Origin of the sequence: Leclercia adecarboxylata (assembly GCF_006171285.1) — a bacterium.
Classification (GTDB): domain Bacteria; phylum Pseudomonadota; class Gammaproteobacteria; order Enterobacterales; family Enterobacteriaceae; genus Enterobacter; species Enterobacter barmai.
In genome coordinates this window covers 1278290-1304047 of sequence record NZ_CP040889.1, presented here as the reverse complement: position 1 = coordinate 1304047, position 25758 = coordinate 1278290, and the positions used below count along the sequence as shown (strand labels likewise).

10 protein-coding genes and 19 pseudogenes are annotated in these 25758 nt (G+C 51.3%); 15 read left to right on the top strand and 14 right to left on the bottom strand.

The genetic code is table 11. The features are described from left to right. Positions 1–314: 314 nt before the first annotated feature. Positions 315–866, bottom strand: coding sequence for a hypothetical protein (locus tag FHN83_RS28205; RefSeq protein WP_176556486.1), 552 nt, complete (start codon positions 864–866; stop codon positions 315–317). 1327 nt (positions 867–2193) lie between these two features. Between FHN83_RS28205 and FHN83_RS28560 the strand changes: the two genes are divergently transcribed. From FHN83_RS28560 to FHN83_RS07935, 9 genes and pseudogenes are all read left to right on the top strand, one after another. Continuing rightward, positions 2194–2316 (top strand): hypothetical protein, encoded by a 123-nt coding sequence (locus FHN83_RS28560; RefSeq protein ID WP_255296519.1) that lies wholly within the window; start codon positions 2194–2196, stop codon positions 2314–2316. A gap of 2008 nt (positions 2317–4324) precedes the next feature. Continuing rightward, on the top strand, positions 4325–4453 hold the full coding sequence (locus tag FHN83_RS28555; RefSeq protein ID WP_255296518.1) for a hypothetical protein: 129 nt from the start codon (positions 4325–4327) through the stop codon (positions 4451–4453). 511 nt (positions 4454–4964) lie between these two features. Further along, positions 4965–6093, top strand: a pseudogene (locus tag FHN83_RS07950) (IS3 family transposase). A gap of 14 nt (positions 6094–6107) precedes the next feature. Further along, a pseudogene (locus FHN83_RS28955) lies at positions 6108–6170 on the top strand (hypothetical protein); the annotation flags it as partial. Positions 6171–6441: 271 nt separating this feature from the next. Then, entirely contained in the window at positions 6442–6633 is a 192-nt protein-coding gene (locus FHN83_RS28545) for an alcohol dehydrogenase catalytic domain-containing protein (protein ID WP_255296517.1), read from the top strand. Between the two features lies 1 nt (position 6634). Beyond that, on the top strand, positions 6635–6958 hold the full coding sequence (locus tag FHN83_RS28540; protein ID WP_255296516.1) for an alcohol dehydrogenase catalytic domain-containing protein: 324 nt from the start codon (positions 6635–6637) through the stop codon (positions 6956–6958). A 14-nt stretch (positions 6959–6972) separates the two neighbouring features. Beyond that, positions 6973–7572, top strand: coding sequence for a zinc-binding dehydrogenase (locus FHN83_RS28535; protein ID WP_255296515.1), 600 nt, complete (start codon positions 6973–6975; stop codon positions 7570–7572). Positions 7573–7736: 164 nt separating this feature from the next. After that, positions 7737–8012, top strand: coding sequence for an IS1-like element transposase (locus FHN83_RS28950; protein WP_000179213.1), 276 nt, complete (start codon positions 7737–7739; stop codon positions 8010–8012). Next, the gene (locus FHN83_RS07935) at positions 7931–8431 is read left to right on the top strand and encodes an IS1 family transposase (protein ID WP_419146409.1); all 501 of its coding nucleotides are present in this window, start codon (positions 7931–7933) and stop codon (positions 8429–8431) included. The genes FHN83_RS28950 and FHN83_RS07935 overlap by 82 nt, the downstream gene beginning before the upstream one ends. A gap of 14 nt (positions 8432–8445) precedes the next feature. Here FHN83_RS07935 and FHN83_RS07930 read toward each other — a convergent pair. The 5 genes and pseudogenes from FHN83_RS07930 to FHN83_RS07910 form a co-directional block, all read right to left on the bottom strand. Further along, positions 8446–8586 (bottom strand): annotated as a pseudogene (locus tag FHN83_RS07930) (maltose acetyltransferase domain-containing protein); the annotation flags it as partial. Between the two features lie 65 nt (positions 8587–8651). After that, a complete protein-coding gene (locus FHN83_RS07925) occupies positions 8652–9887 on the bottom strand; it encodes an MFS transporter (protein ID WP_255296513.1) in 1236 nt (411 codons plus the stop codon). Positions 9888–9938: 51 nt separating this feature from the next. Beyond that, a pseudogene (gene lacZ, locus FHN83_RS07920) lies at positions 9939–12996 on the bottom strand (beta-galactosidase). A gap of 121 nt (positions 12997–13117) precedes the next feature. Continuing rightward, positions 13118–14196: pseudogene (gene lacI / locus FHN83_RS07915) on the bottom strand (DNA-binding transcriptional repressor LacI). Between the two features lie 234 nt (positions 14197–14430). After that, positions 14431–15572: pseudogene (locus FHN83_RS07910) on the bottom strand (FAD-dependent oxidoreductase); the annotation flags it as partial. A 195-nt stretch (positions 15573–15767) separates the two neighbouring features. Between FHN83_RS07910 and FHN83_RS07905 the strand changes: the two are divergent. Beyond that, a pseudogene (locus tag FHN83_RS07905) lies at positions 15768–16657 on the top strand (IS5 family transposase); the annotation flags it as partial. Positions 16658–16716: 59 nt separating this feature from the next. After that, positions 16717–16993 (top strand): annotated as a pseudogene (locus FHN83_RS07900) (copper-binding protein); the annotation flags it as partial. A gap of 177 nt (positions 16994–17170) precedes the next feature. Here FHN83_RS07900 and tnpC read toward each other — a convergent pair. The 3 genes and pseudogenes from tnpC to FHN83_RS07885 all read right to left on the bottom strand — a co-directional run. Then, positions 17171–18722 (bottom strand): annotated as a pseudogene (gene tnpC / locus FHN83_RS07895) (IS66 family transposase). 30 nt (positions 18723–18752) lie between these two features. Then, positions 18753–19040: an IS66 family insertion sequence element accessory protein TnpB gene (gene tnpB / locus FHN83_RS07890; RefSeq protein WP_255296512.1), complete on the bottom strand. Its 288-nt coding sequence runs from the start codon at positions 19038–19040 to the stop codon at positions 18753–18755. 132 nt (positions 19041–19172) lie between these two features. After that, positions 19173–19400, bottom strand: a pseudogene (locus FHN83_RS07885) (transposase); the annotation flags it as partial. Positions 19401–19481: 81 nt separating this feature from the next. On the opposite strand from FHN83_RS07885, the pseudogene FHN83_RS07880 reads away from it, so the two are divergent. From FHN83_RS07880 to FHN83_RS07865, 4 pseudogenes are all read left to right on the top strand, one after another. Continuing rightward, positions 19482–20357: pseudogene (locus FHN83_RS07880) on the top strand (IS3 family transposase); the annotation flags it as partial. Positions 20358–20593: 236 nt separating this feature from the next. Then, a pseudogene (locus FHN83_RS07875) lies at positions 20594–21639 on the top strand (IS110 family transposase). 16 nt (positions 21640–21655) lie between these two features. Then, positions 21656–21919: pseudogene (locus FHN83_RS07870) on the top strand (IS3 family transposase); the annotation flags it as partial. A 108-nt stretch (positions 21920–22027) separates the two neighbouring features. Continuing rightward, positions 22028–22182, top strand: a pseudogene (locus FHN83_RS07865) (resolvase); the annotation flags it as partial. Between the two features lie 25 nt (positions 22183–22207). Here the strand turns inward: FHN83_RS07865 and fghA are convergent. The 5 pseudogenes from fghA to FHN83_RS07840 form a co-directional block, all read right to left on the bottom strand. After that, positions 22208–23018, bottom strand: a pseudogene (fghA, locus tag FHN83_RS07860) (S-formylglutathione hydrolase). A 60-nt stretch (positions 23019–23078) separates the two neighbouring features. Beyond that, a pseudogene (locus FHN83_RS07855) lies at positions 23079–23469 on the bottom strand (VOC family protein). A 43-nt stretch (positions 23470–23512) separates the two neighbouring features. Further along, positions 23513–24569: pseudogene (locus FHN83_RS07850) on the bottom strand (S-(hydroxymethyl)glutathione dehydrogenase/class III alcohol dehydrogenase). 34 nt (positions 24570–24603) lie between these two features. Beyond that, a pseudogene (gene frmR, locus FHN83_RS07845) lies at positions 24604–24876 on the bottom strand (formaldehyde-responsive transcriptional repressor FrmR). 175 nt (positions 24877–25051) lie between these two features. Then, a pseudogene (locus tag FHN83_RS07840) lies at positions 25052–25620 on the bottom strand (IS1 family transposase); the annotation flags it as partial. Between the last annotated feature and the right edge of the window lie 138 nt (positions 25621–25758).

Here is a 25758-nt window from a genome sequence, read left to right as displayed (position 1 = left end):
GTTGAAATACCAAAGCCCACATATGGCTTCAGGGGTATCTTCTGGGGGCCGTAAGGCAGGGGCGCATCGCCTCATCCACCGCGGCGGTGTACATCAGCGTTATCCGACGGTTTTACGTATTTCTGGGCAAGTGGTGAGCTGGCTGCCAGCTCATTTTTACGTTGGTCGAAAAGTCGTTGACGGGCGACGCAAGGTGATAAGTTCGGATCTTGCCATCAGGATAACCAGCACAACAAAAGGACAATCAACCCACTGAATGATGCAGAGGTTCATATCCGGGTGAGGCACTGAAATCTGAGTCCGGGTTGTTCAGTTTAATGATTGTGCTGATGAAAATTGTGGGCTACGGCTGGATGAATGCTGACCCTGCCGTCGTCACTCTTTACTGAAGAGTACCTTGCCAGTGTCCCTGTATCTGAGTTGACCATCAGGGGCTTCATATTGGTCCGAGATGCGGAGTTCATACGAAGTTTGGGATGACGCGAGAACTCTTCATCACCAGACGATTGTACGAGCAGGTTCTGGATTATCTGGCGGATGAGGAGTATGAAAAGAAGATCCAAAATGGCGTGCACGACAGGGTGGGGAAGGGCGGCACGAGCCTTTATTTTTAATGGCAAACGGAAACGGATGTCTGAAAAGCCTTTACTCCCGCTGGTACAGTTTTCGCCATCGCGGCCCGGTCTGCTCCGGGAAATGTGTTCAGACATAAACCCCATGATTTGCGGGCAACGTTTGCGACCCATTTTTACGCTCGGCACTGAGTTGCTATCCCGATCAGGCCGCAAATGCGCTGTACAGTAAAATACTGGATGGGCCATAAAAGCGAAAATACGACGATGAAATACATCGTCTTTCTTCAGCAAAACCAGATTTCTGATGCAGTCGCCGGGGTCATGGACATTGATTGACGGTGCTGCAGGTCGCGATGGAGCCATATATGAGCCGGAGTGAAACGCAGATAACGTGGATGGCCGAAAATGTGCTGTCATGGGGACGAGCGGACACATCACTCAGCGGGATCTGAACCGATATTATTTACTTGACGTTTATCTTCAGGCTCATTTTTCAGATTATGTGTTGCTCCCCGGATGGTTTAGTGAACATTCACATCTTGCCCGCCCTGAAAACGCGATTTTATTGCCTCTCTGAAACGATTTCTTCTGTCATCCCGCCGGAAGGTTAACCATTTTCCGTTATCTCAATATGTTTTTATATGGCAGTCAGTCAATCAGTATGACTATGGCACGGCTGAAGGCGTTGAAATGTATATTAAACATCTCATGAACGATATTCGTCGGCGAAAAATTTCAGTCAGGATGGCAAGACACTACTTGTCCGTGGTCAACCGGTTTTTGCTTACGGGCGGGCAGATTCAGAGGCGGTATGAATATGAATTCTTACCGAAAGGAACGTATCAGCACAGGAAGGGATAGCTATACGAATGAACTTTCAGATCCTGAGGCAGTTGTCATCCATGAATGAGTTCCTTGCGGATGTATCCGGGAGCATATCGCTAAATCGGAAAAAGGGGTGCGGCATTTCTCACCGTCTTTGCTGGCACCTGTTTATGAAGCGTATTTCCGGTATCCGGGAGAGAACGGGGTCAGCAGGGCAGAGATCATCATCAGGGACGTTCTGGAAAATTACTTTCTTACTTCTTTTCTGTTCTGTTACCACACATGGGAAACACCTCTCAGGTTCTGGGTCTGACGCGGGATGATATACATCTGGATGAAAAGGGTATCAGCACTGATTATGTTTATAAGGGAGAGCGAATAAGTATATACGTCTGACGATAGGTAAATCGGAGTATGTGACCAAACGTGCGGGCTATTACTGGTTTCTGTCTTTATCAGGCTCAGGACGACATCGTTAACTATCTGGTTTCCGCAGATAACTCCCTCCGGTACAGGCGCTGTTTCTGAGTGAGCCGCAGGTGAAATTCCGTAAGCTTTATTCTCTTAATCCCAGTCATCTGACTAAATTTTCTAACTCTGAGGGGCGTGGGCCACGATGCGGCAGCTTAATCCCTCGCTTCCATCAATTACCGTTTCTGGCGCAAAACGTCTGAGCAGTATACGGACAGAACATTAAAGAATGGTCTGATTACGGCGGAAAAGCACAGCATAACTGGGGCACTTACAGGCGGAATTATGCTGCAGGTAACCCACAGGGGGCGAAGGAACTTCAGTGCTGCACGATACGCTTATGAATCAGGGGATTGCGACACGTGCGTTATCCGAGCGGGTAAAAGTTGCTGATGAGCTGGGGATCGATCTGCGTGGAAGCGATGAGGGTGTGGATCTTTATTGAATGGCCGGGATGTCGATCGCAGGAGCCGCCTACAGATATTGAATTGCGCTTTATAAAAAGCAAAAACGATTTGGACACCAAAGGCTTGTGCGGATTTTTCTCATTGTGTCGAATGTTCAAAAAGTTGCGTTGTGGAAACGCTGGAGTCTGTATGGCTCCTGCTGTCATTCAGGCATGCTATCGAGTATGGAAAACCGTTGTACATCGGTTCGGTCAATGCTGTGGAGCGTTATGAAACGTTACTCCTGAAGATTGATTTACGGCTTGGGCTGGTAGATGAGGCGACCCTGAGCGCGCGTTAAACTTCAGCGAGAAGGTGTGGCTGGTATGGCAGATTTGAAGAAAAAGGTAAGCCGTAGTCGAATGGCGGAGTTTCCTGCCGGAACGCCGCTTCGTTCAGGGATGAGTTTCCGACTGAGGATATCATCTGTGAGGCACTAGAAAACAAAAGCTTTGAACGTCTGAATAACGGTTATCGCCAGCTCAGATGAACATGATATGCGTTTTATCAATGAGGAGACGCTGAATATTTATTTCAGGGATGATGTCTGGACCAATCGCTATGTCAGAACCCATATTGGTGAAACGTTAAGAACCGTTAATTTTCAGGCATACGGGATCCTGAACTGCGTCTTGAAGCCAAAATCATCTCAGCCAGCCTGCTCTGATTGTCGGCAGGACCGCGAAGACGCAGTCACTGATCCGGAAATGTGCAAACATTGTGGCGGGAGCCCGTATTATTGAGTCTATGGGGTATCGCAGTCTGTTTCAGCTTCGTTTTCCGCTTGTCCGGAATGCTTTCATTGTAAAGATGAAGGAGGAGGATGAGCACGGCAGGAAGCGTTCTGAAAGAACATTACGTAATTACTTTATGGACTGGCGGATATTCGCTGACAGGTCATACCCGTCTTCGAAAATACGGTTACTTTCCTGATATTAGCTTCGACAGTTACAACAGTGTGGATGATTCAAACCAGACATATTGTATGCCTTTCAGTCTTAGATGTCTGCTGGGAAGGGCTGATTACTGAACTGGATGCTGAAATCAGTGATTTCGATTTTGACGGGTTTTCCCGGCTGTGCGCATCATAAACGGTTTTATGATTCGCCTTACTATACGTCGCTGGAAGCCCGTAAAGAGGGACAGCAAAAAGCATACCATTACCGGGCCGCGTATTACTACAATATTGTTGCCGGGGAAATTCGGGCGCTTTCGCGACACTTGCCCCGGGATGGGCTGGTTCTCGGTACATAAAAATAAGCGCTGGAGATCTGATTTTATTGGCGTTGATCACATAAAGCTGAACACGGCATTTTGAGCTGACGTTAAAAGTCATGAATGTGATACAGGCCATGTCGGGGATGAGACACAGCGAAGTGCGGCGTGATGCACGGTTCACTGATTTATGATGTGTATCCAGGACTTCGTTCGGTGTTGCATAAGTTCGCCCCGGAAGGTGGAAGTCACGAAGACTGGGTTGTTTGTCGCTATGGGAACTCTCTTTATGGGGACGCAGCGCCAGACTGAGTGGGCAAAGAAATTTGTGAAAAGACACCATCTGTTCATCCGACGTGACCATATTGATGAGTTCAGGCTTTTAAATCCAAACATACGTGATGATGAACGCGGATGGAGATTCGGGAGGGGCTTTCTGGCCATTGCGAACCCATCAGTTTCGCCGTTCACTTGCTGTACCTCAGGCGTCTTGATCTGATTTCTACTAATGATCTTATCCGGCAGTTTAAGCACTTAATCAGAGGCATGACGGAGTGGTATATGTCCGGTGCACTCAACGCTTCGCATTTAGCCGGGGATCCTCAGGCATTCGCTGCCGAGATTGAAAGGGTTGATACCGAACTCTCTCAGCTTCCGGGAACTTAATTCTTGCTCCCAGCATGAAGGCCTGCTTGGTGACTGCGAGTTTAAGGCGGTTGTTCAGTCAGCGTCCTGCAATCCGGGATGTGAGAACATGCTGGCCGGAGCTGTGTTCCCGTGTGGAAACGCAGGATGGCTCATTATGACAACCTTCTGGAGATTGCCGTGCGAAATAATGCTCCTCAGGCTGACAGGGATTTTCTGATGCTTGAGAGAGATTTTTATGCAGATGCTGTCCGCTTTTTTGAAAAGGATGAATAGAGCATGACGAACGAACAGTCGGGGGTTAAAAACACAGGCAAGAGCAGAGCAGGCCCTGAGGGAACTGATGTTATCAGGGGAGCGTATCAGCCAGTATGCTGTGGAAAACGAGCAGGGCTGGCAAACGGCACCCTGAATTATAACTGTCCTGAGTACAGGCAGGTCAGGAGGCTATCCGCAGTCTGAAAAACGTGCGGGCACCGCGCCGGTTGATGAGCAGGGCATTGAGCAGCAGATCAAGCTGAAAGAAAAGTATCGCCGTCAGAGAAATGAGCTGAGGGAAGAAATCAAAAGATGATGGCTGAAAATGTAGAGCTGTTACATAACCTTATACTTTTACAGCAGTATGTCAGGGAGCTTGAACGCAACACCGGGAGGGAGAAAGGGGACGTCATTCCGTTCTCGGTGGTGTCAGGGACTGAGCTATACTGAACGGAAGGACGCGAGGTGAATCGCCACGCGTTTAACAGACACCTCAGAGTCATTTAAGATGACTTAAAGAGAGGTGCCCATGAGCGGTAAGCGTTATCCTGAAGAGTTTAAAACTGAAGCAGTCAAACAGGTTGTTGATCGCGGTTATTCTGTTGCCAGCGTTGCAACACGTCTCGATATCACCACCCACAGCCTTTATGCACGGATAAAGAAGTACGGTCGGATTCTTCCACTAATAAAGAACAGTCAGATGCTCAGGCCGAGATCCGCCGTCTCCAGAAAGAGCTGAAACGGGTTACCGACGAACGGCAATATTAAAAGCCGCGGCGTACTTCGCAAAGCTGTCCGACTGAGGTACGCCTTTATCCGTGACAACTCCTGTTGCTGGCCTGTTCGCCTGCTCTGTCGGGTGCTGGATGTTCATCCCAGTGGTTTTACGCGCTTCAGCAGCCGCATTCACAACGCCATCAGGCAGACCTGACTGACAGGACAGATTAAACAGTTCTGCTGGAATCGGGATGCGTCTATGGTTATCGCAAAATCCATCTGGATCTGCGTGACAGCGGGCAACAGTGCGGAGTAAACAGAGTCTGGAGACTGATGAAACGTGTCGGAATAAAGGCTCAGGTCGGATACCGAAGCCCGCGGGCACGTAAAGGCGAGGCCAGTATCGTGTCACCCAACAGGCTCCAGCGACAGTTCAATCCGGATGCTCCTGATGAGCGTTGGGTAACGGACATAACCTACATCAGGACCCACGAAGGCTGGCTGTATCTTGCCGTTGTTGTTGATCTGTTCTCACGCAAAATTATCGGCTGGTCCATGCAATCCCGGATGACAAAGGACATTGTCCTGAACGCACTGCTGATGGCTGTATGGCGGCGTAATCCCGAAAAACAGGTGCTGGTTCATTCGGATCAGGGCAGTCAGTACACAAGCCATGAGTGGCAGTCGTTCCTGAAATCACACGGCACGGAGGGTAGCATGAGCCGTCGCGGTAACTGCCATGATACGGTTGCAGAAAGTTTTCCAGTTGTTGAAACGTGAACGGATAAAGAAAAGATCTACGGAACGCGGGAAGAAGCCCGCAGTGATATTTTGATTACTTCGAAATGTTTTATAACAGTAAGCGTCGGCATGGTTCTAGCGAACAGATGTCACCGACAGAATATGAAAACCAGTATTATCAACGGCTCGGAAGTGTCTAGATTATCCGTGGCGATTCACCCTGGCCAACCTGTTTCGGGTGGACCAAATGATACGTCAGTGGGAGAGATCTCAGTAAAAACCGGAAATAACGCCAGAAATGGTGGAAAAAAGCCGCCTAAATAGGCTGATTCGATGTGTTTGCGGGAAAAAAATCGGCCCAGATCCGCGAAATTTTAATCAGCGAGTCAGCTTGGGAAGAAATGACCTGCTTATTCGCACCTTCCTTAGTTAAGAAACATCCTAATCGTCCTTTCGCCGATCGCGAGATCTGTTATGGCAGCTAAACTCGATTGATACCCCAATCCGCCGGGCAGCATTTCCTTTCCGCACGCAAGAAGGAGAAGATCATGAAAGCAGTAATTTACAACGGTCCTTATGATGTAAAAGTAAAAGACGTACCGGATGCGAAAATTGTCCGCCCCACGGATGTACTCGTCCGCATCACCACCACCAACATTTGTGGGTCGGACTTGCACATGTATGAGGGCCGGACCAGCTTTGAACAGGGACGGATTCTGGGTCACGAAACACCTGGGTGAAGTGGTCGAAATTGGCTCAGGCGTTGAACGTATTAAGGTGGGCGACTATGTTTGTCTGCCGTTTAACGTGGGATGTGGTTTTTGCGAAAACTGTGAAAAAGGTCTGACCGGCTTTTGTCTCACTACCAATCCGGGTTCGGCAGGCGCAGCTTATGGTTTTGCTGAAATGGGTCCCTGGGAGGGGGGGCAGGCGGAACTGCTTCGGGTGCCATTTGCCGACTTTAACTGCCTTGTTCTTCCCCCTGATGCGGCAGAAAAAGAAGATGATTATGTGATGCTCTCTGACATTTTCCTACCGGCTGGCATGCAACACTTGCCGGATTGAAGCCCGGTGAAAGCGTGGCCATTTATGGCGCGGGGCCGGTCGGTTTGATGGCAGCTCATTCGGCGATCATTAAAGGTGCTTCACAGGTGTTTGTGGTTGATACGCACACAGACCGGTTGGCTCTGGCTGAAAAAATGGGGGCGACGGGCATCAATGCTACTGGCGATGAAGCTGTACAAAAAATTCTCGACCTGACGGATGGACGCGGTACGGATTGTGGCTGCGAATGTGTTGGCTATCAGTGCTGTAACAAACATGGCCATGAAGATAACTCTGTCACCATGAACAGTCTTGTTGCGTCGACGAAAGCAACCGGGGGAATTGGTGTGGTTGGCGTCTTTATTCCTCAGGATCCGGGGGCTGAATCGGAGCTTGCCAGAGAGGGTAAGATGCCATTTGATTTTGGGAGTTTCTGGTTTAAAGGACAGGCAATCCGTACCGGCCAGGCGAACGTTAAGGCCTATAACCGTCAGCTGTCTCGCCTCATCCATCACGATAAAGCCAGTCCGGGCAAAATAATTTCTCATCGTCTTTCGCTTGAAGAGGCTCCTGCCGGATATAAGCACTTCGATGAGCGGGATGAAGGATGGACGAAGGTTATCCTTAAGCCTTAAATAGAGTTATCCGGTATGAGAAAGCAAAAACCGGGAAAGAATGTATGACTTTTGACAGGGTGCAATAAAATATCCTGTCAGGGCGTTATTATTCATACTTTCAGCTGCCAGGTGATGCTGCCAACTTACTGATTTAGTGTATGATGGTGTTTTGAGGTGCTCCAGTGGCTTCTGTTTCTATCAGCTGTCCCTCCTGTTCAGCTACTGACGGGGTGGTGCGTAACGGCAAAAGCACCGCCGGACATCAGCGCTATCTCTGCTCTCACTGCCGTAAAACATGGCAACTGCAGTTCACTTACACCGCTTCTCAACCCGGTACGCACCAGAAAATCATTGATATGGCCATGAATGGCGTTGGATGCCGGGCAACCGCCCGCATTATGGGCGTTGGCCTCAACACGATTTTACGTCACTTAAAAAACTCAGGCCGCAGTCGGTAACCTCGCGCATACAGCCGGGCAGTGACGTCATCGTCTGCGCGGAAATGGACGAACAGTGGGGATACGTCGGGGCTAAATCGCGCCAGCGCTGGCTGTTTACGCGTATGACAGGCTCCGGAAGACGGTTTGCGCACGTATTCGGTGAACGCACTATGGCGACGCTGGGGCGTCTTATGAGCCTGCTGTCACCCTTTGACGTGGTGATATGGATGACGGATGGCTGGCCGCTGTATGAATCCCGCCTGAAGGGAAAGCTGCACGTAATCAGCAAGCGATATACGCAGCGAATTGAGCGGCATAACCTGAATCTGAGGCAGCACCTGGCACGGCTGGGACGGAAGTCGCTGTCGCTCACAAAATCGGTGGAGCTGCATGACAAAGTCATCGGGCATTATCTGAACATAAAACACTATCAATAAGTTGGAGTCATTACCCTTTTTTCAACTTCTGATGGATGCGAGTGATTGAACTCATACATTAATGTTTTCCCACGAAGTCTTTTTTCAGGTAAGCCTTCGCACATATCGGTAAATAGCTTGCCTGCTTTTATTTTTTCTGTCATCGACATGTTCATTTTTAACATTCCGTCCTGATAAGTTGGTCGGATAAGGCGCTCGCGCCGTATCCGACATTAATTTCTTAAGCGACTTCATTCACGGCGACGCAGCAGAGAAGTGGGCCGGGGCCGCTAAGCGTGAACACGGAAATGGTGAAGCCCAGCGCCACCAGACCCAGCACCGGGCGCCACGCCGAAACCATACATATTGCCCGCCAGAATAGACATAAAATCATCGCCAGTTGCTTAAAGAAGCAGAAACAGACCAGATAAATCGTCGCTGAAAAACGCACTTCAAACTGGCTGGTAATATATTTAAAGCAGCCCACCAGCAGGAACGGTACTTCAAACATATGCAGCGTTTTCAGAATAACCACTTCCAGTGCTGAGGTAGCGAACGATGAGCCAATAATACGTACTGACATAATAGTGCCAGCCAGCAGCAGGGCGTTTTTCCCACCGATGCGATTAATGATCAGTGGCGCAAAAAACATAATCGAGGCGTTAAGTAATTCGCCCATTGTCGTTACGTAGCCAAATACCCGCGTACCCTGTTCACCGGTAGCAAAGAACGAAGTAAAGAAATTAGCAAACTGTTGGTCAAAAACATCGTAGGTGCAGGAAACGCCAATAACATACAGTGACAAAAACCACAGTTTTGGCTGTCTGAACAGTTCCAGCGCCAGCTTAAGGCTAAATGCCGAATGGTTGGCACCTACCGCATTGGCAACCGTGGCAGAAGAGGGCGCATCCGTTTTGGCGAAAAAGAGTAAAACGGCGAGGATGAATGCACAGCCAGAACCCAGCCAGAAAACAAACTGATTATTGATGGTGAACATGATGCCGACAATCGAGGCACACAGCGCCCAGCCAACACAGCCAAACATCCGCGCGCGACCATATTCGAAATTACTGCGACGGCTGACTTTCTCGATAAATGCCTCTACTGCTGGCGCACCGGCGTTAAAACAAAAGCCTAGATAAATACCACCAACAATCGATCCTACTAAAATGTTGTATTGTAACAGTGGCCCGAAGATAAAAATAAAGAACGGCGCAAACATCACTAACATGCCGGTAATAATCCACAGCAGGTATTTGCGCAGCCCGAGTTTGTCAGAAAGCAGACCAAACAGCGGTTGGAATAATAGCGAGAACAGAGAAATAGCGGCAAAAATAATACCCGTATCACTTTTGCTGATATGGTTGATGTCATGTAGCCAAATCGGGAAAAACGGGAAGTAGGCTCCCATGATAAAAAAGTAAAAGAAAAAGAATAAACCGAACATCCAAAAGTTTGTGTTTTTTAAATAGTACATAATGGATTTCCTTACGCGAAATACGGGCAGACATGGCCTGCCCGGTTATTATTATTTTTGACACCAGAGCAACTGGTAATGGTAGCTACCGGCGCTAAGGTGGAATTCCGCCGACACTGACGGGCTCCAGGAGTCGTCGCCACCAATCCCCATATGGAAACCGTCGATATTCAGCCATGTGCCTTCTTCCGCGTGCAGCAGATGGCGATGGCTGGTTTCCATCAGTTGCTGTTGACTGTAGCGGCTGATGTTGAACTGGAAGTCGCCGCGCCACTGGTGTGGGCCATAATTCAATTCGCGCGTCCCGCAGCGCAGACCGTTTTCGCTCGGGAAGACGTACGGGGTATACATGTCTGACAATGGCAGATCCCAGCGGTCAAAACAGGCCGCAGTAAGGCGGTCGGGATAGTTTTCTTGCGGCCCTAATCCGAGCCAGTTTACCCGCTCTGCTACCTGCGCCAGCTGGCAGGTCAGGCCAATCCGCGCCGGATGTGGCGTATTGCTCGCCACTTCAACATCAACGGTAATCGCCATTTGACCACTTCCATCAATCCGGTAGGTTTTCCGGCTGATAAATAAGGTTTTCCCCTGATGCTGCCACGCGTGGACCGTGGTAATCAGCACCGCGTCGGCAAGCGTATCTGCCGTGCACTGCAACAACGCTGCTTCGGCCTGGTAATGGCCCGCCGCCTTCCAGCGTTCGACCCAGGCGTTAGGGTCAATGCGGGTCGCTTCACTTACGCCAATGTCGTTATCCAGCGGTGCGCGGGTGAACTGATCGCGCAGCGGCGTCAGCAGTTGTTTTTTATCGCCAATCCACATCTGTGAAAGAAAGCCTGACTGGCGGTTAAATTGCCAACGCTTATTATCCAGCTCGATGCAAAAATCCGTTTCGCTGGTGGTCAGTTGCGGGATGGCGTGGGGCGCGGAGGGAGTGTCACGCTGAGGTTTTCCGCCAGACGCCACTGCTGCCAGGCGCTGATGTGTCCGGCTGCTGACCATGTGGTCGCGTTCGGTTGCACTACGTGAACCGTTAGCCAGAGTTGTCCGGCGCTCTCCGGCTGCGGTAGTTCAGGCAGTTCAATCAACTGTTTACCTTGTGGAGCGACATCCAGAGGCACTTCACCGCTTGCCAGCGGCTTGCCATCCAGCGCCACCATCCAGTGCAGGAGCTCGTTATCGCTATGACGGAACAGGTATTCGCTGGTCACTTCGATGGTTCGCCCGGATAAACTGAACTGGAAAAACTGCTGCTGGTGTTTTGCTTCCGTCAGCGCCGGATGCGGCGTGCGGTCTGCAAAGACCAGACCGTTCATGCAGAACTGGCGATCATTCGGCGTATCGCCAAAATCACCGCCGTAAGCCGACCACGGATTGCCATTTTCATCATATTTAATCAGCGACTGATCCACCCAGTCCCAGACGAAGCCGCCCTGTAAACGGGGTACTGACGAAACGCCTGCCAGTATTTAGCGAAGCCGCCAAGACTGTTACCCATCGCGTGGGCGTATTCGCAAAGGATCAGCGGGCGCGTCTCTCCAGGCAACGAAAGCCATTTTTTGATGGACCATTTCGGCACAGCCGGGAAGGGCTGGTCTTCATCCACGCGCGCGTACATCGGGCAAATAATATCGGTTGCGAAGGTGTCGTCCGCCTTCCGCCGGCGGGAAGGATCGACAGATTTGATCCAGCGATAGAGTGCGTCGTGATTAGCGCCGTGGCCTGATTCATTCCCCAGCGACCAGATGATCACACTCGGGTGATTACGATCGCGCTGCACCATTCGCGTTACGCGTTCGCTCATCGCGGGTAGCCAGCGCGGATCATCGGTCAGACGATTCATTGGCACCATGCCGTGGGTTTCAATGTTGGCTTCATCCACCACATACAGGCCGTAGTGGTCGCACAGCGTGTACCACAGCGGATGGTTCGGATAATGCGAACAGCGCACGGCGTTAAAGTTGTTCTGCTTCATCAGCAGGATATCCTGCACCATCGTCTGCTCATCCATGACCTGACCATGCAGAGGATGATGCTCGTGACGGTTAACGCCGCGAATCAGCAACGGCTTGCCGTTCAGCAGCAGCAGACCATTTTCAATCCGCACCTCGCGGAAACCGACATCGCAGGCTTCTGCTTCAATCAGCGTGCCGTCGGCGGTGTGCAGTTCAACCACCGCACGATAGAGATTCGGGATTTCGGCGCTCCACAGTTTCGGGTTTTCGACGTTCAGACGTAGGGTGACGTGATCGGCATAACCACCACGCTCATCGATAATTTCACCGCCGAAAGGCGCGGTGCCGCTGGCGACCTGCGTTTCACCCTGCCACAAAGAAACCGTCACCCGCAGCTCATCGCGCAGCTCGCCGTACATCTGAACGTCTGCCTCCAGTACAGCGCGGCTGAAATCATCATTAAAGTGAGTGGCTACATGGAAATCGCTGATTTGCGTGCTCGGTTTATGCAGCAACGAGACGTCACGGAAAATGCCGCTCATCCGCCACATATCCTGATCTTCCAGATAACTGCCGTCACTCCAGCGCAGCACCATCACCGCGAGGCGGTTTTCTCCGGCGTGTAAAAATGCGCTCAGGTCAAATTCAGACGGCAAACGACTGTCCTGTCCGTAACCGACCCAGCGCCCGTTGCACCACAAATGAAACGCCGAGTTAACACCATCAAAAATACGCGTCTGGCCTTCCTGTAGCCAGCTTTCATCAACATTAAATGTGAGCGAGTAACAACCCGTCGGATTCTCCGTGGGAACATACGGCGGATTGACCGCAATGGGATAGGTCACGTTGGTGTAGATAGGCGCATCGTAACCGTGCATCTGCCAGTTTGAGGGGACGATGACAGTATCGGCGTCAGGAAGATCGCGCTCCAGCCAGCTTTCTGGTACCGCTTCTGGTGCCGGAAACCAGGCAAAGCGCCATTCACCATTCAGGCTGCGCGACTCTTGGGAAGGGCGATCGGTGCGAGCCTCTTCGCTATTACGCCAGCTGGCGAAAGGGGGATGTGCCGCAAGGCGATTAAGTTGGGTAACGCCAGGGTTTTCCCAGTCACGACGTTGTAATACGACGGCCAGTGAATCCGTAATCATTGTCATAGTTGTATCCTGCGTGAATTGTTATCCGCTCACATTTTCGCATAACATACGAGCCGGACACATAGAGTGTAAAGCCTGGGGTGCCTAATGAGTGAGCTGACTCACATTAATTGCGTTGCGCTCACTGCCCGCTTTCAAGTCGGGAAACTTGTCGTGCCAGCTGCATTAAGGAATCTGCCAACGTGCGGGGAGAGGTGGTTTGCGTATTGGGCGCCAGGGTGGTTTTTCTTTTCACCAGTGAGACGGGCAACAGCTGATTGCTCTTCACCGCCTGGCCCTGAGAGAGTTTCAGCAAGCGGTCCACGCTGGTTTGCCCCAGCAGGCGAAAATCCTGTTTGATGGTGGTTAACGGCGGGATATAACACGAGCTGTCTTCGGTATCGTCGTATCCCACTACCGAGATATCCGCACCAACGCGCAACCCGGACTCGGTAATGGCGCGCATTGCGCCCAGCGCCATCTGATCGTTGGCAACCAGCATCGCAGTGGGAACGATGCCCTCATTTAGCATTTGCATGGTTTGTTGAAAACCGGACATGGCACTCCAGTCGCCTTCCCGTTCCGCTATCGGATGAATTTGATTGCGAGTGAGATATTTATGCCAGCCCGCCAGACGCAGACGCGCCGAGACAGAACTTAATGGGCCCGCTAACAGCGCGATTTGCTGGTGACCCAATGCGACCAGATGCTCCACGCCCAGTCGCGTACCGTCTTCATGGGAGAAAATAATACTGTTGATGGGAGTCTGGTCAGAGACATCAAGAAATAACGCCGGAACATTAGCGCAGGCAGCTTCCACAGCAATGGCATCGGTCATCCAGCGGATAGTTAATGATCAGCCCACTGACGCGTTGCGAGAAGATTGTGCACCGCCGCTTTACAGGCTTCGACGCCGCTTCGTTCTACCATCGACACCACCACGCTGGCACCCAGTTGATCGGCGCGAGATTTAATCGCCGCGACAATTTGCGACGGCGCGTGCAGGGCCAGACTGGAGGTAGCAACGCCAATCAGCAACGACTGTTTCCCCGCCAGTTGTTGTGCCACGCGGTTGGGAATGTAGTTCAGCTGCGCCATCGCCGCTTCCACCTTTTCCCGCGTTTTCGCAGAGACGTGGCTGGCCTGGTTCACCACGCGGGAAACGGTCTGATAAGAGACACCGGCATACTCTGCGACATCGTATAGCGTTACTGGTTTCACATTTACCACCCTGAATTGACTCTCTTCGGGTGCTATCATGCCATACCACGAAATGTTTTGCGCCATTCGGAGGGGGCACGCCGAAGTGAGATTCAAAATGCCGACGTCAGTTCACAGGTGGGTAATGATACCAACGTGTTGATTTCGTATTTTCACTGACACCAGGATCATCCTGATGTTACAAGGATTGAATGACTACAGATTAAAATAGTCATCAACAGGTTGACAGCATTACCGGGTTTTATTATCAACAATCGCTTTTAATACCCCACGGGTATCGTTCATCACTCTGGCGCGCGGAATTGCAGCTACAGGCAATGTCACCACCTGAATATCAGCACCACTCTCTCTGGCTTGTTCTTCTGTCATACCAACCCTGGACAGGGGCGGTGTCATAAATACGGAATAAGGCACATTTTCCGATCATCAGTACTACGTTTGCCTTCACCCAGTAACTCATCACGTACAATGCGGTAATCATCCAGTGATATGTAAGTAAATTGCAGCCCGCCGGTAACATCTCCCATCGCCCAAATATTGTCTGCGGTGGTATGTAATCGCTTGTCAACGACAATTGCCCCGCGCTCGTTTACTGCGATACCGGCATTTTCTGGATGTAACGAAGCGGTAGCCGGTTGACGACCGGAAGCTATTAACAGTGCATCCACCGCCAGTTGGGCGTGCTCGCTATGCACTTGCACTTGATTTTCATGGTGACTGATTCGCTCCACATGGGCATTGAGGATAATATCGACGCCCTGATCGCGTAAAATCGTCGCGATATTATCAGCAATATCCCGATCTTCCCGAGGCAAAAACAGCGAAGCTGCCTCTAAAATGGTTACTTTGCTGCCAAAATTAGCGAACATAGAGGCGAACTCAACGCCATATATCCGCCGCCCAAAATACCTAAATGCCCAATTCTTTTAGATTAAGTAATCCGGTGCTGTCATATACACCCGTGTGTGGTAATTCGGAATTGGCGGAACCACGGCGTGCACCGGTATAATAAAATTTTCTCGCCATGAATCTCCAAATTTCCCTCAGGCCGATGAACACAGCAGGCTATGATTATTGATAAACTCCGCGGCCGTCGATCACGTCGATATTGGGCATATCCGCAAGATTATGAAAATTCTTATTACGTAAAAATTAACCACTTCATTTTTACGCTGTATGGCACGGACAAAATCTGTGTGCTGCTGTGCGTCATGAACCAATGTTTTGGTTGGGATACAGCCGATATTAATACGAGGTCCCGCCACATTGCATTTGTTGTTCGATGAGAGCCACACGCCAACCTGCTTTTGCCAGCGTGACGGCTAATGTTTTCCAGCCTTGCCAAAACCAATAATAACTGCCTGATATTTATTCATGATGATTTCCTGTCGAAACGCGTTCATTTGACATCATGACTATAGACGCAAAAGGTGATGCTGCCAACTTACTGATTTAGTGTATGATGGTGTTTTTGAGGGTGCTCCAGTGGCTTCTGTTTGGCTTTGTTGAATAAATCGAACTTTGCTGAGAAGGATCAGATCACGCATCTTCCCGACAACGCAGACCGTTCCGTGGCAAAGCAAAAGTTCAAAATCACCAACTGGCCCACCCATAAAGCCCTCATCAACCGTGGCTCCATAACTTTCTGGCTGGATGATGAAGCTATTCAGGCGGTATGAGTCGGCAACGCCTTTCACGGGAAGACCTCAGCGCTATTCTGATCTCGCCATCACCACCGTTCTGGTCATTAAACGGTGTTGGTTGACCCTGCGGGCTGCACAGGGTTTATTGATTCCATTTTACACTGATGAATGTTCCGTTGCGCTGCCCGGATTACACCAGTGTCAGCAAGCGCGCAAAGTCGGTTAATGTCAGTTTCAAAACGCCCACCCGGGGTGAAATCGCGCATCTGGTGATTGATTCCACCGGGCTGAAGGTCTTTGGTGAAGGCGAATGGAAAGTCAAAAAACATGGCCAGGAACGCCGCCGTATCTGGCGAAAGTTGCATCTGGCAGTTGACAGCAACACACATGAAATCATCTGTGCAGACCTGTCGCTGAACAATGTGACGGACTCAGAAGCCTTCCGGGTCTTATCCGGCAGACTCACAGAAAAATCAGGGCAGCATCGGCAGGAGCGCTTACGACACCCGGCTCTGTCACGATGAACTGCGGCGTAAGAAAATCAGCGCGCTTATCCCGCCCCGAAAAGGCGCGGGTTACTGGCCCGGTGAATATGCAGACCGTAACCGTGCTGTTGCGAATCAGCGGCTGACCGGGAGTAATGCGCGGTGGAAATGGACAACAGATTATAACCGTCGCTCGATAGCGGAAACGGATACCGGGTAAAACAGCTGTTCGAGGTTCACACTGCGACATATGGTCAGGGTTGCAGAGGCTATGGCCACGGTACGAGCGCTGAAATGATGAAAGCAGGTATGCCTGAAAGCGTGCGTAGCCTGCTGAAAACACAACCCGCTACGGGGGACTTCCGAAATCTGATTTATTCACAAAGCCGGGGAGCATGAAAATGATGGATATGAGCGGTCACGATCAGCCGCAATGTCCCATGAAATGATGCAAAACGGCAATTCTGCTGCCCATCAGGACATGGCTGAAATGCATAAAAAAATGATGAAATCCAAACCTGAGAACACCCAAGAAACTGCTAAGCCATTTTCCGAAATGAACGAGCATGAGAAAGCCGCTGTTGTGCATGAGAAGGCGAATAATGGTCTATCTTCCGTTATTCATCAGCAGCAGGCTGAAAAGCACGCAGCCAGATCACCCAGAATTAACCCGCAGCCTCCATCCCCTCATTTGACGCCGAAGTCATTACGCTCCCGTCCGGGAGCGTTTTTTCCATATCAAACTTACTCTGAAGAGGTGGAAGTATCTGACCAACACTGTCACGTAACGCCAGATAACCAAAACACCTCAGGTGAACGTAAGCGTTAAGTGAGCGCCATTGACGGCTATTTATTGGTGAGACTGTTCCATGGCAGCAGTTCGGCCACTTTGTTGATGGGCCACTCCGGCAATGCTCAGATATGGCGAAGGTAACCTCTGGATACCGTTCAGCCTGCACGTTCCGATCAGACCATACAGAAGCACCACGTTCACCACCATGATCACTGCCGAAGAAGATGTAGTTTTTCTTGCCCAGACAGACCGCTCGTAGCGCGTCAGCAGCGTTATTATCCGGCTCTGCCAGACCATCATCGCAGTAGTAACACCATCCCACTGGTTCAGTGCATAAGCGAACGCCTCGCCTAACCGGGATTTTTTCGACAGAGTGGCACTTTTCTCCACCAACCAGTCATGCAGGGATATCAGCAACGGTTAACTTCGGGACCGTCTGGCGGCCAGCCGCTGAGATGCCGGAAGGCCGCGTATTTCTCTTCTATCGCGTATAACTCACTGATGCGCTTCAGAGCCTCCTCTGCTGTGGCCGTCCTGCTGATATAGACGTCGCGATTTTGCGCCGCGCATGAGCCCAGCATGCCGCTTCTGTCAACGGGCCACCTTCACGCTCTGCGCTGAACAACCTGTCGTACCCTGCGAAGGCATCTCGCCTGCAGCACGCCATGATAGTGCCGAAGATGTTGCTGAGGGTGTTTCCCCTGTCGGTCCGGTGAGAAGGCGAACCATGCCGCTGGCGGATCTGATGAACCCGCGCTGTTATCACGGACATATGTCCAGATACGCCCGGTTTTGTCTTCTTTCTGCCCGGCGCCAGCACGGGCACCGGAGTGTCATCCGTATGCAGTTTGCGGCAGTCCATCACGTAGTGGTAGAGGGCTTCATCCAGCGGGGCCATTAACCGGCAGCACGCATCCACCCAGTTGGAGAGCAGCGCACGACTCAGATCCACACCCTGACGGGCAAAGATTTCGCACTGGCGATACAGCGGCAGGTGTTCACAGTATTTGGCCGTTAACACGCGGCCAGCAGACCCGGCCCGGCGATGCCCCGGTCGATAGGACGGGCGCTGGCGCTTCAACGACGCAGTCGCATCGGGTACAGGCCTTTTCACCCCTGACCGTGCGGATCACTTTCAGGGCGCTGGAGACCAGCTCCAGTTGCTCCGCGCTGACTTCGCTGAGATAGGCCATATCACTGGCCGCAACCGAGCTGGTTTCAGCTGGCTCCAGTCTGTTTATTTCGCGGGAAGATGTTCCGGTAACGGGCGACGATGACGGGACTGGCGCAACTGACGCGGAACCTGCTGATCATTGTCCCGGCCGTTGTAACGATCGCTTTGCTGCTCCTGCTGTTTCAGCAGGGCTTCGGCTTCTTCGACCTGCCGGCGTAGCTTTCTGAACGGGTACCGAACAGCATTCGGCGCAGTTTCTATCTGAGCCCGCAGATGTTCTATTTCACGCTCTTCGTTCTCTATTTCTCTTCTGCGCGGGCCAGCGCTGAACGCAGGAACGACTCAGTCTCAGCAACGAGACTGAGCTGGCTGTCTTTCTGGCGAAGCGCGTCTTCCAGCGCAGCGATACGGGCGAGATAGTCCTGACTCATGACCCCATTTATAATGCGGTCATGCGCTTTTTACAACATCGTCAGTGAGTTAAGGCGTGCAGTTTTAGGTTTCCGCCAGTCCAGCTTATCGAGGAGCATGGCGAGTTGTGAGCGGGTGATGGCGATTTTGCCGTCGCGTACAGCAGGCCAGACGAACTGTCCCTCTTCCAGACGTTTGGTAAACAGACACAGACCGTCAGCATCAGCCCAGAGGATCCTCACACCTTTACGACCACGGAAGATAAACAGGCCGGAGAACGGATTGTCATCAAGAACATGCTGGACCAGTTCGCCCAGACCATTGAAGGACTTACGCATATCGGTGACCCCGGCAACCAGCCAGATACGAGTGCCTGACGGTGGGTATCATCGGCTCCCGCTCAGCTCGCGGATCAGCGTTTTCAGAAGTGCAGGTGATAAATCCCAGACGCAGGCTGGCACCGCCGACAGTCACCCGCATGTCATGGCCTCGCGGCAGGCTGGAGCGGCGGGTTCATAGTGCGGCTCAGCATGGTGTGACAGGACCATATCAGGCAGGACAACGGGGATAACAGAGTCTTGCTCTCTGATTGACCGTTGTATTTCATCGGGCAGAAGATGTCTGTAACGCTGGCGCCAGGTAAACAGCAGATTGTCATTAATTCCATTATCCCGCGCCAACCGGGCAACACAGGCTCCAGGCTGATATGAAGTGGTTTACTGAATTTGGCCACCTGAACAGAGGTGATATGCTCACCTCAGAACAACACAGGTGTCATAATGAAAAAAAGAAATTTCAGCGCAGAGTTTAAACGCGAATCCGCTCAACTGGTCGTTGACCAGAACTACACCGTGGCAGATGCAGCCAGCGCTATGGATGTCGGCCTTTCCACAATGACGCGATGGGTGAAACAATTACGTGATGAACGGCAGGGCAAAACACCAAAAGCCTCCCCATTACCCCGAACAAATTGAAACTGTGAGCTCAGGAAAAAGCTACAACGTATTGAAATGGAAAATGAAATATTAAAAAGGCTACCGCGTTTGATGTCAGACCCTGAACAGTTCTCGATAATCGGGAAACTCAGGGCGCGTTATCCTGTGGCCACTCTCTGCCATGTGTTCGGGGTTCATCGCAGCAGCTACAAATACTGGAAAAACGTCCTGAAAAGCCAGACGGCAGACGGGCTGTATTACGCAGTCAGGTACTTGAACTGCATGGCATCAGCCACGGCTCTGAGGAAGCGCCGCCAATGGCAACCCAGAGAGGTTACCAGATGGGGCGCTGGCTTGCTGGCAGACTCATGAAAGAGCTGGGGCTGGTCAGTTGCCAGCAGCCGACTCACCATTAAGCGTGGCGGTCATGAGCACGTTGCTATCCCGAATCATCTTGAGCGACAGTTCGCCGTAACGGAACCAAATCAGGTGTGGTGCGGTGATGTGACCTATATCTGGACGGGTAAGCTGGGCGTACTCGCCGTTGTTCTCGACCCTGCAAGAAAACCAGTGGGCTGGGCCATGTCGTTCTCGCCGGACAGCAGGCTCACCATGAAAGCACTGGAAATGGCATGGGAAACCCGTGGTAAGCCCGTCGGGGTGATGTTCCACAGCGATAGTAATAATGCCGATGTCAGTCTTTACCACCACTTAGTTTGGTTTGCAACCAGATTGGTGTGATTACTGATGCAGTGAAGACCTTCCCGCATCCTGACTCACACAGCGATCGACCTTTTGTGTCCTGCCTCGACCCGTCGGTTGCCGGAAGCGCTTCATGCGAGGCATCTCCTCACCGATGCGCGTGACTCAAGAAGGGCCTGACGGCTTGTCTCGTTACTGTCCTGTCCGGTTATCTGTCTGGAGATTCAACTCTGTTTCCTCACAGGAGCTCTGTCATGGTTGATAAAGTTACCGAAGCTGCCGTTGTGGGTGGCGTGGATACATCATAAAGATTTGCACGTTGCCGCTGTCGTAGATCAGAACAATAAAGTCCTTGGGACTCAGTATTTCTCCACAACACGACAAGGTTACCGGCAGATGGCATGGATGACCTCGTTTGGGACATTAAAGCGAATTGGTGTTGAGTATTCCTGGTTTGCTTCGTTATTTTCAGAACGCCGGGTTAGAAGTTCTTGAGGTGACTGCTCCAGACCGGATGGAGCGACGCAAACGGGGTAAAGTGACACAATTGATGCTGAATGTGCCGCTCATGCAGCATTCTCAGGCATCAGACAGTTACCCCAAAACGCGTGATGGCATGATTGAGTCCCTGCGGGTTAAAAAACTTGCCGAAAAACAGCAATATCAGCCCGCAGAGTCGCTCTCCAGATTATCCATTCAAATATTATCTCTGCCCCGGATGAATTACGTGAACAGCTCAGAAATATGACGCGCATGCAGCTCATCAGACCCCAGTTCTGGAGACCTGATGCCAGTGAATACCGCAATGTAACCAACGTTTATCGCATTTCATTAAAGTCCTTGCCCGACGCTATCTCGAGTTACATGACGAAATCGCTGATCTGGATGTCATGATTGCGGCAATTGTCGACGAGTTGGCACCTGAGCTGATTAAACGTAATGCTATCGGATACGAAAGCGCTTCACAGTTGCTGATCACTGCCGGAGACAATCCTCAACGGTTAAGATCAGAATCAGGATTTGCGGCACTGTGGTGTCAGCCCGGTCCCCGTTTCTTCTGGAAAAACGAACCGTTACCGACTTAATCGTGGTGGAGATCGTGCTGCAAATAGTGCACTTCACATCATCGCCATCGGACGCTTACGAACTGACGCAAACAAAGGAATATGTCGCCGCGTGTAGCCGAAGGACATACAAAATGGAAGCGATACGCTGTCTAAAGCGATATATCTCCCGCGAAGTTTACACGTTACTGCGCAATCAAAACAGGCGGATCAACAGTATCCCGATAACAGCTTGACTCTTAGAAGGGCGTCGGGGCAGCCAGCGGCAGTGACGACTGGCAGCGCTTCTACCGGGCCATAACCGGCGCCGAGCATGAGCCGGCGTGGCAACTGCTGGGATAATGCGGTGGCCGAATCGTTCTTCAGTTCGCTGAAAAGAACGGATCAGAAAACGCATATATAAAACAGGGATCTGGCCCGGCGGATCTTCGATTACATTGAAGTCTTCTATAACCGGTCCCGGCGCCACAGCCACCTCGGCGGCGTCAGTCCGAGGCCTTCGAACAGGCCTCGTGAGGACAGATTTGACAGGCGTGGGGTCAGTCCAAACTATAGGGCAGGATCGTCACCGGGGCGGGGTCAGTCCATCAACGGCTCGGAAGTGTCTGATTATCCGTGGCTATTCACCGGGGCAAACAGGCCGATCAGGAACGACATAAGAAAGTTCTGTATTACCGACAGGTCAAGAAACTGAGCATAAGAGAAACTGCTGAAGCCACCAGTTACAGTACACATCTCAGGTCTGCAGGGTTCAGGCCCTGTTCAGGCCTGAAAATTAAGCATTTTCTGAGGCTGGAAATCAACTCATGCTGACAGCCTGAGCCTGTTGGCATGGTGCTGGCGCTCACCAATAAAGCTGGAAATGAAATAATAGCTGTGGTCGTATCCAGTATGATATCGGAACGACGCATTGAGGTTCATCTCATTGCATACTCTCTAAGGATTTTGGTGCGCAGTTGCTCTTCATAAAAGGCGTCACTCAGCCCCTGATCAATGAAGATTTCTGGTAATTTTCACCCTGTAAAATGAGGCTGACTGGATCGTAGGCTTCCCACGTTTTTCTGTTTTCAGCGCTAAATGCCTGTTCCATGGCACCTGAGAAGCGATACTATCGGGGAAAATGCTGATACGCTCACATATTCACCAGGATTTCGCAGAGCCAGCACCAGAGCACCCAGCCTCCCATAGAATGACCGGATATAGATTTTCTTGCCGTTGCAGGAAAATGATTCATGACGACATCCGGAAGCTCTCTGAGAATATAGTCATACATCCTGTAATGAACATTCCACGGCTGTTCCGTCGCGTTCAGATAAAACCGGCCCCGGCCAAGATCAACTGTCGGCATCCGGGACATTATTACCCCGGGGACTGGTATCCGGGACAACAACGATGACGTTATGCCGGGCTGCATAATGCTGCATACCTGATTTGGTGATGAAATTCTGCTCAGTACAGGTCAGGCCCGACAACCAGTATAGTACCGGCAGTTTTTCTGTTACTGCTTTGGGAGGAAGATACACACGAAATTCATTTCACAATTAAGGGATTGTGAATAATGCCGGTACACGTTTTGCCAGCCGCCAGAGCTGGCATGCTGCTCAATGAGTTCCATCAGCCGTTATCTCATGGTTATTTCCCCTGACCGAAGCCGAAGTATCTTTAAATCCGGACGTCAGATAAACGTATACGCCGTGATTTTGTTACCCGCCGGATCCCGCAGGTAGGCAGCATAGGCCCCGGAAGGTGACCACGCGGGCGTTGACCTTCATCAGCTCCACCGGCGGCAGGCCGGCAGCATGGAAAGCATCAACCTCTTCCGGGGTGGCAGCAGCGAAGCCGACAGTCACCCCGTTAGCGGAAGGTGCTTCACCGTTGCCCGGACGGGCAATGATAAATGCCGGCTTTTCGCGGCCATAGAGTACCCAGCCGTTGCCAAACGGGCCGAGGTTGATACCAAGCGTGCCCGGGACGACATCGTAAAATGCGGAGGATTTCTCGACATCGGCTGCGCCAATGAACACATGAGAAAAGATGCCGTCACCAGAAATTACCGGAGTTGTCATTTTCCACTTCCTTCAGTTTGAGTTGATTAAAATTCTGATGGGATCAGTAATGAATCACTGTCCGGATAGATTTGCCTTCATGCATAAGCTCGAAGGCGTCATTTTTCATCCAGTGTCATCGTATGGGTTACAAATGGCTCAAGGTCAATATCCCCTTCATGGCATCCTCGACCATACCGGGGAGCTGAGTGCGGCCTTTTACTCCGCCAAACGCGGAACCTTTCCATACGCGCCCGGTGACCAGCTGGAAAGGACGGGTGGAAATCCCTGTCCGGCCCCTGCGACACCAATGACAACGGACTGCCCCCACCCACGGTGAGCACTTTCCAGCGCTGCACGCATGACGTTAACGTTACCGATACATTCAAAGGTATGGTCAATACCCCACTTGTTGATATCCAGCAGAACATCTTTAATCGGTTTGTCATAATCATTCGGGTTAATGCAGTCAGTGGCCCCGAACTGACGGGCAGTCAAATTTTGTTTATATCGATAGCGAATACGACGCCCCCTGTCGGCCAGCCAGACCAATTGCCCCAGACCAAAAATGGCAACTGAATCGCCCGGCTGCACTTTAGCCGTGTTATGGACGGCGCCAATACCGGTGACGCCACAACCCAACAGGCAGACGTGTTCATGGTTCGCCTCCGGGTTAATTTTTGCCAGAGAAACCTCGGCCACAACGGTGTATTCACTGAATGTGGAACATCCCATGTAGTGGTAAAGAGGCTGACCGTTGTATGAAAAGCGAGTGGTCCCGTCAGGCATCAGTCCTTTGCCCTGAGTCTCGCGAACCGATACACAGAGGTTCGTTTTACCGGACTGGCAGAATTCACACTCCCCGCATTCAGCGGTGTAGAGCGGAATAACATGGTCACCCGGCTTCACACTGGTGACGCCTTCACCAACTTCAACGACGATACCGGCTCCTCGTGGCCGAGAACCACCGGGAAAACGCCCTCAGGGTCATTCCCTGAGAGGGTAAAGGCATCGGTATGGCAGACACCTGTGGGTGTTTTAATCAGCACCTCGCCTTTTTAGGCGGAGCAACATCATTTCAACAATCTGGGGCTTCCTGCAACAGCGGCACGTGATTTCATACGTAATATATCCTCAATGTAATAATGGCCTCACCTATTTAAGATAGGCACGAACCAGCTCAATCGTATCGTCAACTGATTTACTGACTTCATGACTGTAGCTGTCATTCTGGTCAAGGTTTCCGTATGTGGCTCTCCAGCACCTCTGCCATCAGTCCGTTAGCGGCGCCCCGGACGGCGGCGATTTGCTGGAGAACGGAACGGCATTCAGCGCCACTTTCAAGTGCTCTTTCCAGAGCATCAATCTGACCCCGGATACGGCGAACCCGGGTTAGGACCTTTTTCTCTTCAGAGGAGTACTGGGCATTGCTTACCTCACTGCTCTGTATTTCTTATACTATAGGGAGTATTACATTAAGATCAACACATACCCCACTATAGTATAATAAATATATCAGAGCACCGGTAATGACTCCAACTTACTGATAGTGTTTTATGTTCAGATAATGCCCGATGACTTTGTCATGCAGCTCCCCGATTTTGAGAAAGACAGTGACTTCCTGCCCAGCCTTGCCAGATGCTGCCTCAGATTCAGGTTATGCCGCTCAATGCGCTGCGTATATCGCTTGCTGATAACGTGCAGTTCTCCTTCAGGCGTGATTCATAAAGCGGCCAGCCATCCGTCATCCATACCACGACCTCAAAGGCCGACAGCAGGCCCAGAAGACGCTCCAGCGTGACCAACGTGCGTTCACCGTGCGCCACAAGTCCTCCGTATCCTGTCATACGCGTAAAACAACCAGCGCTGGCGTGATTTAGCGCCGACGTAACCCCACTGTTCGTCCATTTCCGCGCAAACAATAACGTCACTGCCCGGTTGTATGCGTGAGTTTACCGACTGCGGCCGGTTTTTAAGTGTCAAAATCGTGTTGAGGCCAACGCCCATAATGCGTGCACTGGCGCGACATCCGACGCCATTCATGGCCATATCAATAATTTTCTGGTGTGTACCGGGCTGAGAGGCGATGTAAGTGAACTGTAGCTGCCATGTTTTACGGCAGTGAGAGCAGAGATAGCGCTGATGTCCGGCAGTACTTTTACCGTTACGCACCACGCCTTCAGTAGCTGAACAGGAGGGACAGCTGATAGAAACAGAAGCCACTGGAGCACCTCAAAAACACCATCATACACTAAATCAGTAAGTTACCCCTGTATAGGTACTCTCTGTTTTCGTGGCCTGCCTGCCCAC

Bases quoted from the DNA above. Each gene is read 5' to 3' on its own strand.
- FHN83_RS28555 (WP_255296518.1), top strand. From the start codon at position 4,325: ATGGCTCATTATGACAACCTTCTGGAGATTGCCGTGCGAAATAATGCT.
- FHN83_RS07925 (WP_255296513.1), bottom strand. From the start codon at position 9,887: ATGTACTATTTAAAAAACACAAACTTTTGGATGTTCGGTTTATTCTTT.
- FHN83_RS07935 (WP_419146409.1), top strand. From the start codon at position 7,931: ATGCCGGGCAACCGCCCGCATTATGGGCGTTGGCCTCAACACGATTTT.
- tnpB (WP_255296512.1), bottom strand. From the start codon at position 19,040: ATGCGTAAGTCCTTCAATGGTCTGGGCGAACTGGTCCAGCATGTTCTT.
- FHN83_RS28545 (WP_255296517.1), top strand. From the start codon at position 6,442: ATGAAAGCAGTAATTTACAACGGTCCTTATGATGTAAAAGTAAAAGAC.